The following is a 13,605-nucleotide window of genomic DNA, read 5'->3' as shown; positions in this document are numbered from 1 at the left end:
GGCTCCTATCGCTTGTTCTTGCCAGTACGGCGGCGACGAACAATAAGCTTGTCGCTCTCTTTGTTCGGACGGCGGGTACGGCCCTCGGGCTTGCCGTTCGGGTTAACCGGGTGACGTCCACCGGAAGTCTTACCTTCACCACCACCGTGCGGGTGGTCAACCGGGTTCATGGCTACACCACGGACGGTCGGGCGAACGCCCTTCCAGCGCATACGGCCGGCCTTGCCCCAGTTGATGTTCGACTGCTCGGCGTTGCCGACCTCGCCGACGGTTGCGCGGCAGCGCACGTCAACGTTGCGGATTTCGCCGGAGGGCAGACGCAGCTGGGCGAAGCGGCCTTCCTTGGCAACGAGCTGTACCGAAGCACCAGCGGAACGTGCCATCTTGGCGCCGCCACCCGGACGCAGTTCAACTGCGTGGATAACGGTACCAACCGGGATGTTGCGCAGCGGCAGGTTGTTGCCCGGCTTGATGTCAGCGTCGGGACCAGCCTCGACGAAGTCACCCTGGGACAGCTTGTTAGGAGCGATGATGTAACGCTTGGTGCCATCAACGTAGTGCAGGAGTGCGATGCGAGCCGTGCGGTTCGGGTCGTACTCGATTTCGGCAACGCGGGCGTTGATGCCGTCCTTGTCGTGACGACGGAAGTCGATCAGACGGTACTGGCGCTTGTGCCCACCACCCTTGTGACGGGTGGTGATCTTACCGGAGTTGTTACGGCCGCCAGTCTTGTGCAGCGGACGCAGCAACGACTTTTCCGGAGTCGATCGCGTGATTTCAGCAAAGTCGGCTACGCTCGAGCCACGACGGCCCGGGGTAGTCGGCTTGTATTTACGGATTCCCATAATTTATTTCCTCGTTAAAGTGGTCTCCGCTACGCGAGCGGACCGCCGAAGATGTCGATTGTGCCTTCTTTGAGGGTGACAATTGCACGCTTGGTGCTCTTGCGCTGTCCCCAGCCGAATTTGGTGCGCTTGCGCTTACCGGCACGGTTGATGGTGTTGATCGAGTCAACTTTGACCGAGAAGATCTTCTCTACGGCCAATTTGATCTCGGTCTTGTTCGAGCGAGGGTCCACCAGGAAGGTGTACTTGCCTTCGTCGATCAGACCGTAGCTCTTTTCCGATACGACGGGTGCAAGCACGACGTCGCGCGGGTCCTTGATGGTGGTTACGCTCACTTGGAGGCCTCCTCGTTCTTAGCCTTGTCAGCGACGAACGCCTCGAAAGCAGCCTTGGTGAAGACCACGTCGTCGGAAACGAGAACGTCGTAGGTGTTCAGCTGGTCTGCGTACAGAACGTGAACATCTGCGAGGTTGCGCACGGAGAGTGCAGCGACGTCGTTCGCGCGCTCGATGACAACGAGCAGGTTCTTGCGCTCGGAGACTGCACGCAGCGAAGCCAGTGCTTCCTTGGCGGACGGCTTGGTGCCGGCTACCAGTTCAGCGATGACGTGGATGCGACCGTTGCGGGCGCGGTCAGACAGGGCGCCGCGGAGAGCAGCAGCCTTCATCTTCTTGGGGGTGCGCTGGCTGTAGTCACGAGGGGTCGGACCGTGGACAACGCCACCGCCGGTCATGTGAGGAGCACGGATGGAACCCTGACGGGCGCGGCCGGTGCCCTTCTGCTTGAACGGCTTGCGACCTGCACCGGAAACCTCGGCGCGGGTCTTCGTCTTGTGGGTACCCTGGCGGGCAGCAGCGAGCTGTGCGACGACGACCTGGTGCAGCAGCGGCACGTTGGTCTGGACGTCGAAGATCTCTGCAGGCAGGTCTACCTTGACAGTGCTAGTCATCTAACTAGGCTCCCTTCACGGCGGTGCGTACGAGTACGACCTGGCCGCGGGCACCGGGGACGGCACCCTTGATAAGGAGCAGCGACTTCTCAACGTCAACAGCGTGAACCGTGAGGTTCAGCGTCGTGTGACGCTCGGCGCCCATGCGGCCGGCCATTTTCAGGCCCTTGAAGACGCGGCTCGGGGTGGATGCGCCACCGATGGAGCCAGGCTTACGGTGGTTCTTGTGGGCACCGTGGGAAGCGCCAACGCCGTGGAAGCCGTGACGCTTCATAACACCGGCAAAGCCCTTACCCTTGGAGGTGCCGACGACGTCGATCTTCTGGCCGGCTTCGAAGATCTCAACAGAGAGCTCCTGGCCCAGCTCGTAGGATGCGGCGTCTGCGGTACGCAGTTCGACAACGTGGCGGCGAGGGGTTACGCCTGCCTTTTCAAAGTGACCAGCCAGCGGCTTGGTGACCTTACGGGGGTCGATCTGGCCGTAGCCGATCTGGACGGCGACGTAGCCATCTACCTCTGCGTTGCGCAGCTGGGTGATGACGTTGGAGTCAGCCTGGACGACAGTTACCGGGATGAGCTTGTTGTTCTCGTCCCAGACCTGGGTCATGCCGAGCTTCGTGCCCAGCAGGCCCTTTACGTTACGGGTTGCGGTCATAGTCTCTCAGCACCTCCCTAGAGCTTGATTTCGATGTTCACGTCGGCCGGCAGGTCGAGACGCATAAGCGAGTCAACAGCCTTCGGCGTGGGGTCGATGATGTCGATCAGACGCTTGTGAGTACGCATTTCGAAGTGCTCACGGCTGTCCTTGTACTTGTGCGGAGAGCGGATAACGCAGTACACGTTCTTCTCCGTCGGAAGCGGCACCGGGCCGACTACCGTTGCGCCTGCGCGCGTGACCGTCTCAACGATCTTCCGCGCTGAAACATCAATGACCTCGTGGTCATATGACTTCAGCCGGATGCGGATTTTTTGTCCCGCCATGTCGCCTGACTCTCTTTCAGCTAGTGCTGCTCTAGTTAGGGCTGCTCTGTTTACTTACCTGTTGGCGTGGCCGCCGAAGCGTTTGAGGTTTTACCACCACACGCCGCACAAGCTGAATCCGGATCATTCCGGGTTCCTCAACCTGCCGGCGCACCGACCCCCGCGGTCGGGCGTGTCGCGATTTTCACGCAAACTCGACCGCATTCCATGGGGTTCAGGGTTATGTTTGGGCTTCAGCCTGGACCCTGACACCCGGCATTATCCGGATCGGGACACGAAGAAGCGCTTGAACAACTCATCCAGTATGCCGGAATTAAAGACCAAAGGCCAATCGGGCCCTTTGCGGGCATTGCCACATCTGCCACCCGCTGTGGATGATAGTGGAATGACCGCCCAGGATACGGGTTCCGTGGAAGATCTGGCCGCGCGCCTACGTCCAGGGTTCACGCTGGGGGTCGCGGCCGCCGCCTTCCAGATTGAAGGTTCCGTGACCGCTGATGGGCGGGGACCGTCGGGCTGGGATGCGTTCGCGCAAAAGCCTGGAGCAATCGTCGACGCCGACTCCCCCACCATAGCCTGCGATCACTACAACCGCGCCGACGAAGATGTCACCCTGATGCAGGAACTCGGCATCGATTCGTACCGTTTCTCCCTTTCCTGGCCAAGGATCCAGCCCGGCGGCAAGGGCGGAATCAATCGACGTGGGCTGGACTTCTACGATCGCCTGATCGACAAACTCCTTGCTGCGGGCATCTCACCCATGGCAACGCTCTTCCATTGGGATACTCCCTTGGAGCTTGAACACGCGGGCGGCTGGATGAACCGGGATACAGCGGAACGCTTTGCTGTCTATTGCAGCGCTGCAGCAGAGCGATTTGGGGACCGCGTGGAGCACTGGGTCACCATGAATGAACCAGTTTCCGTCACGCTCCAGGGCTATGCCTTGGGGGTCCACGCGCCCGGCCGCCAGTTGTTGTTCGATGCCTTGCCAGCTGCGCATCACCAACTGCTGGGCCATGGCTTGGCAGTGCGCGCCCTGCGTGAAGCCGGGGTGAAGGGGCAGATCGGCATCTCCAACATGCACTCCCCCGTCCGCCCGGCGAGCAACAGCCTCTCGGACCGCTTGATGGCCCAGTCCTTCGATGTGCTCCTCAATCGCATATATGCTGACGCCGTCCTGCTGGGTCAGTACCCCAGGCCACCTTTGCCCATGAAACCGTGGTTCCGGTCATTGGGAACCGTCAGGGATGGTGACCTTGAGCTGATCAGCCAGCCACTGGACTTCTATGGGCTCAACTACTACTACCCCATCAAGGTTGCTGCCGGGCGCGGACCCGCGGAGATCCCCACAGGCACTGCCGTAGAAATGACGAAAGTGCCATTCCATCTGGCCGCCTATCAGGAGTACGAAACGACCGGGTTCGGCTGGCCGGTTGCGCCGGAGCATTTGGCAGTACTGCTCCGCGAGATGAAGGACCGCTACGGTGACGCCCTTCCACCGGTTTATATCACCGAAGGAGGAGCCAGTTTCCCCGAGCCTTCGCACGTGGATGGGCCCATACGGGACCATAACCGGATCAGTTACCTGGCGGAGCATCTTGGCCACGCTCTGACTGCTACAGGACCCGGCGGCATCGCCGAGGACGTTGAACTCCGCGGTTACTACGTGTGGACGCTACTGGACAATTTCGAGTGGGCGGCAGGGTACTCGCAACGCTTTGGCTTGGTGCATGTGGACTTCGATACCTTGGAGCGCACACCCAAAGACTCGTTTTACTGGTTCCGGGCACTGGAACGGGCACGCCACCGGGAACCCTAGCCCATGTGGGTTAACTACCGATCGGGCTACTTGTTTTTGTTGGCGCGGTTGATGCGCTTGGCGCGGTCAATTTCATGGCGGAAGTACTTGCGACCCCACAGCAGTCCGCCGCCGATCACCGCGATGATGACAAGGAAAATCAGGAATTCCATGGTGCTCCTCTCATAGGGTTCAACGTTAGCGGATCCCATCCCGGCTGGATGCTTGTGTAGTTTCTTCTGTTGGGATGTTGCCGCCGGTTGCTGGCGGTTTTCGATTCAGCCGCCATACCGCCAGCACGATCAGGGCCAAGGCAACGAGCGCCAGCATGGCGAATGCGTAACTTCGCAGCGCCCACATCACACTGGCAGCCACGCCCGCAGCGCCCCACCACACGAACATGCGCTCGGCCAGGAGAAGTCCGGCCACCAGGAGCACCACATGGGCCACGAGGACATAGATCTGCTGGGATGATGTCCCCGCGAAAATTGTCCCCACGGCGGTCAAGGAGAGCAGCCCTGCTGTGACTGTAAGCCGCATTTGTCCCTCGGAACGTTGCCGGCCCATGTAGCGCACCTCTGCCATAACCGCGCCGGCAACGACGTACCATTGTGCCGCCCAGAACCAATCAGGCGAGCCGCCATCCACAAACAGCAGCGCCCGCTGGAATCCCGCAAGGGTTGCGAGGACAGTGATTTCTCCGGCCAGCCACTTGCCGTTCGTGACCTCGGTAACCACCAACACTCCGGAAACAAGGATCAGGGCCGCACCCACCAGCGAGGTCTGGTCCCGTCCCAGGCCGACGGCCGCAGCTATGACAAGCCCGGTGATCGAAGTTATCACCAGGGCGTTGCGCCGCCAGGGTTGTGAGGTGATAGAGGGGCCGCCCAACCGTCGGACCACATACATGGCTGCCCCGGTTCCCATTGCGCCTATCAGCCAGGGAAGGAAGGAGTCCCAGGCGGTCAACTCCCGCCCATCCAGCAAACCGTCGACGGCGGTCACGGCACCAACCAGCGCGGCGGGCGCGGCAGCGGCATAGAGGGAGGGCATCCACTCAAAGTGCGAGGCAGCGAACAGCACGGACGCCAGAACCAGGACGGTAAAACCACTAAGCGACAGCGACGTCGTCACAGCCAACAAACCGCCGGTAGTGGTGAAAGTCAGTGCAGAAACCAACCACAACCACCGTTCGGCCACAGCTGCAACGGAACCCTCGCCAGTCTTGACGGGCCCTGCGTTCACAGGCGCGAAAACTGCCCTGGCTACGACGGCAACCACCGCCAGCCCCAGCAGCACCCATGGCACTTGATACTTGTCCAGCAACGGCTGATACAGCCACGTATCGGATGGGAAGCCCAGAGATGGTCCAGCCGCAATCACTCCTGCTGTGACTGCAGCGATCCCGAAGTACTGCGCTCCCCGGGCACCAAAGGTGCGCCACGCAATCACGGCCCCTAGCGGAACGAACGCCAAATCCACGAGGAGCACCCAACGGCCACCGCCGTCGTAATCTGCTGTGAGTAAGTAGGCCAGTGGGAGAAGAAGCTGTGCACTTGGTACAGCCCAAACCATTGCCTTCTGGAAGGGGTCATCGCTGCCTCGGCCCCGGAGGAAGGACTGCACAAGGAACTGCACTGGCAACTGCAGGATGAGGATCAGCGCGACAGCGACGGACGTAGCCGCAGCCGACTCCGTGAAGTCGGCCACCACTAGGGTGACCAAGACCCCGGACAGAAGCCGCACAGCCAACAGGTATCCACCGCGGGCGAGGCGTTTGCCGGTCACAGCAACCATGAAGCCGCTATATGCCGTAAAGATGACCAGCAGGAGTTCCAGATCCCTGATATTTCCTAGCCGGAGCGCGAACAGCAGAACCATTGCCGCGGGAGCGAACAACCATCCCAGTTTGTCGGCTCGAAGCGTCGTACTGATGGCCACAGCCGCAAGAGCCGTAATGGTGGCACTCGCACCTGGCTGCCAGCCCTCGCGAACCCCGGGCGCCATGGTGAGGAACATACTGCACAGAACCATCCCGGCAAGCACGACTACAGCATCGATAATGGCGGGCCGCAGGAACTTCGCAACATAACCTGCACGCAGCGGCAGCATCAGCTGCAGAGCAAGGACGACGATGACAATCAGGCCGACGCCAACCCCTTCACCGGCAATCTGGAATAGGGCGTCCTTCGTTGTGTCGTAGTAGGCCGAGGCCACCAACACGGTTCCTGCAGCGCGCGCCAACCACCAGTAGCTTTGCCTATGCAAGGAAGCTGGCGACCGGAGGGCTGTGGCGCAAAAGTATGTGACAGCGGCCAAGAGAACCACGTTAGCCAGTGTGCGCGACACAGAAACCGCAGCCACGATGCCTGCCACCGTAGCGGCGGCCGGAGCCAGGAACTCCCCCATTGTCGGACGCCAGATCAGCACGCCACCACCTGTGGGACCGGAACTACTACTGTCCCTACCTTGCGGGAACGCCAACCAGCCGGAGACCATTCCTGCGGCAACCACTACTCCTACAGCAACTGCCACAGTGGGCCGCCCGGGTGCGTCATCGAAAATAGGCAAAGCAAGAAGTCCTGCCATCGCCGCCCCGCCGAACCCCGCTGTGGACGCCCGCCCTCCCACGGTGCGAACACCGTTGCCCTCAAGCAAGGCACTCACCAGCTGCTGTACGGCACACGCCGCCAGGAAAGCGAACAACGTGTAGGAAGACCTGCCCGGATGATCGGTGAAGACGCCCGCAGCCGACGCCGCTACGGCTAGCGTCAGGGCGACCCGCCCAGCCAGGAAGTAGACATGTCGAAGGGGCCCCGGCGTGATGGCTCCCAGAAGGAACCAATAGAGGCCCGCGACAGCGAGCAGCACGGTCACAGGCCACGCACCCAGCAACCCAACGAACGGTGCTGCTACAACAAGTACGGCGGCCGGTGCGAACTCTGCCCCGTGGCCCAGCTTCCAGCCCAGCACCATGGCTGTCGGCATAGCAATGAAGAACGGCACAAACTCCGGCATCTGGAATGTTCCCACGCCAAGCATGACCGTGAGGACAACCGCGGCAACAACTTGCAGCCCGAGGCACGAGACGGCGTCGTACCACCACGTGCGCGAAACCACGCGCTTTCCGCCGAACGCGACTCCAACCGATTGAACCCCCAGGCAGATGATTGCAGCCAGCACCACACGGCTTGAGTCCGCAGATACATCCCACACAAGACCCAAAACGGCCAGGGTGAAGGCGGTGCGGGCGCCATAGAAATTGAGCAATCGGTGCTGATCTGACTTCACAAACACCATCACGGCAAAATAAAGCCCGCACATCACCATGACCATGGGGTACTCCCCCTTGGCCAGGAAATTGGGCGTCATGCTGACGGCGAGCCCGACGAACGGCACCACAAACGGATGCAGTACCACCAGAGGACGCATATAGAGCGGAGGAAGCCAACGGGGGCGAACCAGTGCACCCAGTGTGAAGAGAAAGGCAACGCCAATCAGCGCGGTAAAGTACCAGACCAAGGCACCGCCAAGCACTGATACTCCGGACCAGGCAGCGGAAACCACGAAGGTGAGTGAGAGCAACGCCAGCACCTTGTTATCGAGGCGCAGCGCAGCGTAAACGTAGGCAGCAGTTCCCAGCAATGACGTGATCAGCCATGCCATGGGGCCGTCATGGAGGGCAAAGTTGTACATGGCCAAGCCTGTAACCGGGACCAATGCCAGCCCTGTACCTGTAAAGGCTATGGCTGCCGGGCGAAGCCGAGGCACCCTTCGCTGGATGATGAGCCCCGAAGAATAGAACAAGATGGTGATGGCCCAAATAGCCACAAAACGAAAAACCTCCGGAAGGCTGGTTCCAACAAACAGGGCGCCAGCGGCAACAAGCAACAGACTCGCGACGTACAACGTGATGTTGATGTTTTGGCGGTCGCGCTTCTCCTTTCTCGCCGCTACCGTTTCCGGGCTCTCGCGCGGGGGAAGCGTCGGCTGGAATTGCAGTTGTTGTGGCGTAGGAGCCACATTGCGCGGGGGAACCGGCCCGCGACTGTACGACGGCGGCACCGCGGGTGGCGCAGCGATCCCCACCGCTTGCTGAAAGACAGGAGGCAAGATCGTCGGCTGGAACGTCGCCGGCTGCCGTGGAGCAGACGATTGCACTACAGTCGCCGATTGCTCCACTGTCGCCGGTTGCTGCCGCACTGCGGGCCGCTGGCTTTGCCCTCGCGCGTCCTCCCAACCTGCCAGATGCCCGGCGAGATACCCCGCACGGTAAGTGGCGGCGTCGTCGATTCTGACAGGCGGCGTCGAACGGGCCCCCTCCCGCCGGCCCCGCACCACGCCCAGCGCGTAGCCAATGACGCCGATAGCGGCCAAAAGCAGCAGCACAAGGCCTGTTGTCAAGAATCCCAGCATGGAAGCTCCTACGGTGATGCCGGGCATAAGGCCTGCACGACATTAATCCAATCGATAGATTAATGATAACAAAGAAGAACCCCACCACATAAGCGATGGGGTTCTTCCTTAGCTTGCTACCGGCGATGCCGGAAGTTTGCCGATCTACAAGTAGAAACTACTTGATGATCTTGGTAACACGTCCCGAACCAACGGTGCGGCCGCCTTCGCGGATAGCGAAGCCGAGGCCCTCTTCCATAGCGATCGGCTGGATGAGCTCAACGGTCATCTCAGTGTTGTCGCCAGGCATAACCATTTCCGTGCCTTCCGGCAGGGTGATAACGCCGGTTACGTCCGTGGTACGGAAGTAGAACTGCGGGCGGTAGTTCGAGTAGAACGGGTTGTGACGTCCGCCTTCGTCCTTGGAAAGGATGTAGACGTTGGCCTCGAAGTCGGTGTGCGGGGTGATGGAACCCGGCTTGACGACAACCTGGCCACGCTCGACGTCGTCGCGCTTGAGACCGCGGAGCAGGAGGCCACAGTTCTCGCCGGCCCATGCTTCGTCGAGCTGCTTGTGGAACATCTCGATACCGGTAACCGTGGTCTTCTGGATCGGGCGGATGCCAACGATCTCGACCTCGGAGTTGATGGCGAGGGTTCCACGCTCGGCGCGGCCCGTAACAACGGTGCCACGACCGGTGATGGTGAAGACGTCTTCGATCGGCATCAGGAACGGCTTGTCGCGGTCACGTACGGGGTCCGGAACGGACTCGTCGACAGCTGCCATCAGGTCCTGGACGGACTTGACCCAAACCGGGTCGCCTTCCAGAGCCTTCAGACCGGAAACGCGAACAACCGGAGCTTCATCGCCATCGAAGCCCTGCGAGCTCAGGAGCTCACGAACTTCCATTTCGACGAGGTCGAGGAGTTCTTCGTCATCAACCATGTCCGACTTGTTCAGTGCGACCAGCAGGTAGGGAACACCAACCTGGCGGGCGAGCAGAACGTGCTCACGGGTCTGGGCCATCGGACCATCGGTTGCGGCAACCACGAGGATTGCGCCGTCCATCTGGGCAGCACCGGTGATCATGTTCTTGATGTAGTCAGCGTGACCCGGGGCGTCAACGTGTGCGTAGTGACGCTTCTCGGTCTGGTACTCCACGTGGGAGATGTTGATGGTAATACCGCGCTGGCGCTCTTCCGGAGCAGAGTCGATGGACGCGAAGTCGCGCTGCTCGTTGAGATCCGGGTACTGGTCGTACAGCACCTTGGAAATGGCGGCAGTCAGCGTCGTCTTACCGTGGTCAACGTGACCAATGGTGCCGATGTTGACGTGCGGCTTAGTCCGCTCGAACTTTGCCTTTGCCACAGGTTCCTCCTAGAACGATTTCAAGTGAAGTGCTCCTCGGCCGCGCTTTTCGCGGCAGAAACTTTAGCAAGTCTACTTGGGGGCTTGGTTTTGGTGAAATTGCAGATTCAGGAACCAATACTAGTTCCTAGAGCCTGTTCGCGCAGGGGCCGGGCCGCGGCCTTCGCCGCAGCCCCACCTCACACGCTAAGATGCCCTCCCGGAATCGGAATAGCATCCGTTTTCCGGGAGATTACTCTCCGCGGGTTTTCTGGATGATCTCGTCGGCTACAGCCTTCGGGACCTCCGCGTAGCTGTTGAACGTCATGGAGTACACGGCACGACCCTGCGTCTTGGAACGGAGGTCGCCAATGTAACCGAACATGCCGGACAGCGGAACGTGTGCACGGATAACCTTCACACCTGCTGCGTCCTCCATGGACTGCATCTGGCCACGACGGGCGTTCAGGTCACCAATAACATCACCCATGTATTCCTCAGGTGTGCGGACCTCAACATCCATGAGCGGTTCGAGCAGAACAGGGTTCGCCTTGCGTGCAGCTTCCTTGAAAGCCATACGGCCGGCGATCTTGAACGCCATTTCCGAAGAGTCAACATCGTGGGACGCGCCGTCAATCAGCGTGGCCTTGATGCCGACAACCGGGTAGCCGGCCAGGACGCCGTCGTTCAATGCATCCTGGATACCAGCGTCAACGGACGGGATGTATTCGCGCGGAACGCGGCCACCGGTGACCTTGTTCTCGAACTCGTACAGCTCGCCGGAAGAGGTGTCCATCGGCTCGATCGCGATCTGGATCTTTGCGAACTGACCCGAACCACCGGTCTGCTTCTTGTGCGTGTAGTCGTGACGCTCTACAGCGCGCTTGATGGTTTCGCGGTAAGCAACCTGCGGCTTGCCGACGTTTGCCTCAACCTTGAATTCGCGGCGCATGCGGTCCACCAGGATGTCCAGGTGGAGCTCGCCCATGCCGGCGATGATGGTCTGGCCCGTGTCTTCGTTGAGGGAGACCTGGAAGGTCGGGTCCTCAGCGGAGAGCTTCTGGATAGCCGTGGAGAGCTTCTCCTGGTCACCCTTGGTGTTGGGCTCGATGGCAACCGAGATCACGGGCTCCGGGAAGCTCATGGACTCGAGGACGATCTGCTGGTTGGAGTCACACAGGGTATCGCCTGTGGTGGTGTCCTTCAGACCGATGGCTGCGTAGATGTGGCCGGCGGTAGCGCCCTCAACGGGCATTTCCTTGTTGGCGTGCATCTGGAACAGCTTGCCGATACGTTCCTTCTTGCCCTTGGTGGAGTTGACCACCTGGGCGCCGGCCTCAACGTGACCGGAGTACACGCGGATGAAGGTCAGCTGACCGAAGAACGGGTGCGCAGCAATCTTGAAGGCGAGGGCCGAGAACGGCTCGTCTGCAGACGGCTTGCGGGTGAGTTCCTTCTCTTCCTCGCGGGGATCGTGACCGATCATCGGCGGGACGTCGAGCGGGTTCGGCAGGAAGTCAACAACAGCGTCAAGCATCGGCTGTACGCCACGGTTCTTGAAGGCAGAGCCACAGAACACGGGGTAGAGCTCGGAGTTGATGGTCATCTTGCGGATGCCGGCCTTCAGTTCCTCAAGGGTGAGTTCTTCACCTTCGAGGTACTTCTCCATGAGCTCTTCGGAGGCTTCAGCCACAGTCTCTACGAGCTGTGCACGGTACTCTTCAGCCTTGGCCTGGAGGTCCGCCGGAATTGCCTGCACTTCGTAGGAAGCGCCCATGGTGACGTCACCCTTTGCGTCGCCAGGCCAAACCAGGGCACGCATTTCGAGGAGGTCAACCACGCCGATGAAGTCGTTCTCAGCGCCGATCGGCAGCTGCATGACCAGCGGCTTGGCACCAAGGCGGGAAATGATGGTGTCTACGGTGAAGTAGAAGTCCGCACCCAGCTTGTCCATCTTGTTGACGAAGCAGATACGCGGAACGTTGTACTTGTCAGCCTGGCGCCAAACAGTCTCGGACTGCGGCTCCACGCCTTCCTTGCCGTCGAACACTGCGACAGCACCGTCGAGGACGCGCAGGGAGCGCTCAACCTCAACCGTGAAGTCCACGTGGCCCGGGGTGTCGATGATGTTGATCTGGTTCTGGTTCCAGAAGCAAGTCACGGCGGCAGACGTGATGGTGATGCCGCGTTCCTTTTCCTGTTCCATCCAGTCGGTCGTCGAGGCGCCGTCGTGCGTCTCGCCGATCTTGTGGTTCACACCCGTGTAGAACAGGATGCGCTCGGTAGTGGTGGTCTTGCCGGCATCGATGTGGGCCATGATGCCGATATTGCGGACCTTGTTAAGGTCGGTAAGCACGTCCTGTGCCACGGGGTCTCCCTTTCGGATGGACTACACGTTCGCCGCCGGCTCGGTTGAGCCGACGGCGCCCGGGAGGATTTACCAGCGGTAGTGTGCGAAGGCCTTGTTGGACTCGGCCATCTTGTGGGTGTCTTCGCGACGCTTGACAGCGGCACCGAGACCGTTCGAGGCATCCAGGATTTCGTTCTGGAGACGCTCGGTCATGGTCTTCTCGCGGCGGGCCTTGGAGTAGCCCACGAGCCAACGCAGGGCGAGGGCGGTGGAGCGACCCGGCTTGACCTCAACCGGAACCTGGTAGGTGGCGCCACCAACACGGCGTGAACGCACCTCGAGGGAAGGCTTGACGTTGTCCATGGCCTTCTTGAGGGCAGCAACGGGGTCGCCGCCGGACTTGGCACGTGCACCTTCGAGGGCACCGTAAACGATGCGCTCTGCGGTGGACTTCTTGCCGTCAACCAGAACCTTGTTGATCAGCTGAGTGACCAACGGGGAGCCGTAAACGGGATCGGAAACTAGCGGCCGCTTCGGGGCCGGACCCTTGCGAGGCATATTACTTCTTCTCCATCTTTGCGCCGTAACGGCTGCGGGCCTGCTTGCGGTTCTTGACACCCTGGGTGTCGAGTGCGCCGCGGACGATCTTGTAGCGGACACCCGGAAGGTCCTTCACACGACCACCACGGACGAGCACGATGGAGTGCTCCTGGAGGTTGTGGCCAACGCCGGGGATGTAAGCGGTAACTTCAACGCCACCGTTGAGGCGCACACGTGCCACCTTACGAAGAGCCGAGTTCGGCTTCTTGGGGGTGGTGGTGTAAACGCGGGTGCAAACACCGCGGCGCATCGGGCTGCCCTTCAGCGCGGGAGCCTTGGTCTTGGAGACCTTCGGCGTGCGGCCCTTGCGGACCAGCTGGTTAATCGTAGGCACTTTCG

Annotated in this window: 12 protein-coding genes; 1 reads left to right on the top strand and 11 read right to left on the bottom strand. The window is 60.8% G+C overall.

Going from position 1 to position 13,605, the window contains the following annotated elements; translation table 11 throughout:
- Positions 1–5 precede the first annotated feature (5 nt).
- Genes rplB through rpsJ form a run of 5 tightly spaced genes read right to left on the bottom strand, consistent with a single transcriptional unit; the run spans position 6 to position 2,775 of the window.
- A complete protein-coding gene (rplB, locus tag ACFX4T_RS02870; RefSeq protein ID WP_011775592.1) occupies positions 6–845 on the bottom strand; it encodes a 50S ribosomal protein L2 in 840 nt (279 codons plus the stop codon).
- 29 nt (positions 846–874) lie between these two features.
- Positions 875–1,180, bottom strand: a complete 306-nt coding sequence (rplW, locus tag ACFX4T_RS02865) for a 50S ribosomal protein L23 (RefSeq protein WP_011775593.1) — start codon at positions 1,178–1,180, stop codon at positions 875–877.
- A complete protein-coding gene (rplD, locus tag ACFX4T_RS02860) occupies positions 1,177–1,794 on the bottom strand; it encodes a 50S ribosomal protein L4 (protein WP_216925087.1) in 618 nt (205 codons plus the stop codon). Before rplD ends, rplW begins: the two co-directional genes overlap by 4 nt.
- Positions 1,795–1,798: 4 nt before the next feature.
- The gene (rplC, locus tag ACFX4T_RS02855) at positions 1,799–2,449 is read right to left on the bottom strand and encodes a 50S ribosomal protein L3 (protein WP_026539807.1); all 651 of its coding nucleotides are present in this window, start codon (positions 2,447–2,449) and stop codon (positions 1,799–1,801) included.
- 17 nt (positions 2,450–2,466) lie between these two features.
- Positions 2,467–2,775, bottom strand: coding sequence for a 30S ribosomal protein S10 (rpsJ, locus tag ACFX4T_RS02850; protein WP_003803825.1), 309 nt, complete (start codon positions 2,773–2,775; stop codon positions 2,467–2,469).
- Between the two features lie 385 nt (positions 2,776–3,160).
- Here rpsJ and ACFX4T_RS02845 point away from each other — a divergent pair, with 385 nt between their 5' ends.
- Positions 3,161–4,594 (top strand): GH1 family beta-glucosidase, encoded by a 1,434-nt coding sequence (locus ACFX4T_RS02845; RefSeq protein ID WP_216925086.1) that lies wholly within the window; start codon positions 3,161–3,163, stop codon positions 4,592–4,594.
- 26 nt (positions 4,595–4,620) lie between these two features.
- On the opposite strand, the gene ACFX4T_RS02840 is transcribed toward ACFX4T_RS02845, so the two are convergent.
- The 6 genes from ACFX4T_RS02840 to rpsL form a co-directional block, all read right to left on the bottom strand.
- Complete coding sequence (locus ACFX4T_RS02840; RefSeq protein WP_256449717.1) at positions 4,621–4,746, bottom strand: hypothetical protein; 126 nt, start codon at positions 4,744–4,746, stop codon at positions 4,621–4,623.
- Between the two features lie 25 nt (positions 4,747–4,771).
- Complete coding sequence (locus tag ACFX4T_RS02835) at positions 4,772–8,989, bottom strand: hypothetical protein (protein WP_377650725.1); 4,218 nt, start codon at positions 8,987–8,989, stop codon at positions 4,772–4,774.
- 157 nt (positions 8,990–9,146) lie between these two features.
- On the bottom strand, positions 9,147–10,337 hold the full coding sequence (tuf, locus tag ACFX4T_RS02830) for an elongation factor Tu (protein ID WP_216925085.1): 1,191 nt from the start codon (positions 10,335–10,337) through the stop codon (positions 9,147–9,149).
- A gap of 232 nt (positions 10,338–10,569) precedes the next feature.
- Entirely contained in the window at positions 10,570–12,684 is a 2,115-nt protein-coding gene (fusA, locus tag ACFX4T_RS02825; RefSeq protein WP_377650724.1) for an elongation factor G, read from the bottom strand.
- Positions 12,685–12,753: 69 nt separating this feature from the next.
- Complete coding sequence (gene rpsG / locus ACFX4T_RS02820) at positions 12,754–13,224, bottom strand: 30S ribosomal protein S7 (RefSeq protein WP_003803829.1); 471 nt, start codon at positions 13,222–13,224, stop codon at positions 12,754–12,756.
- 1 nt (position 13,225) lies between these two features.
- On the bottom strand, positions 13,226–13,600 hold the full coding sequence (gene rpsL, locus ACFX4T_RS02815) for a 30S ribosomal protein S12 (protein WP_009358312.1): 375 nt from the start codon (positions 13,598–13,600) through the stop codon (positions 13,226–13,228).
- Positions 13,601–13,605: the final 5 nt, after the last annotated feature.

This window comes from Paenarthrobacter sp. YIM B13468, from assembly GCF_042788025.1.
GTDB classification, from domain to species: Bacteria; Actinomycetota; Actinomycetes; order Actinomycetales; family Micrococcaceae; genus Arthrobacter; species Arthrobacter aromaticivorans.
The sequence above is the reverse complement of the archived record's forward strand: the minus strand, read 5'-3'. Positions and strand labels throughout refer to the sequence as shown.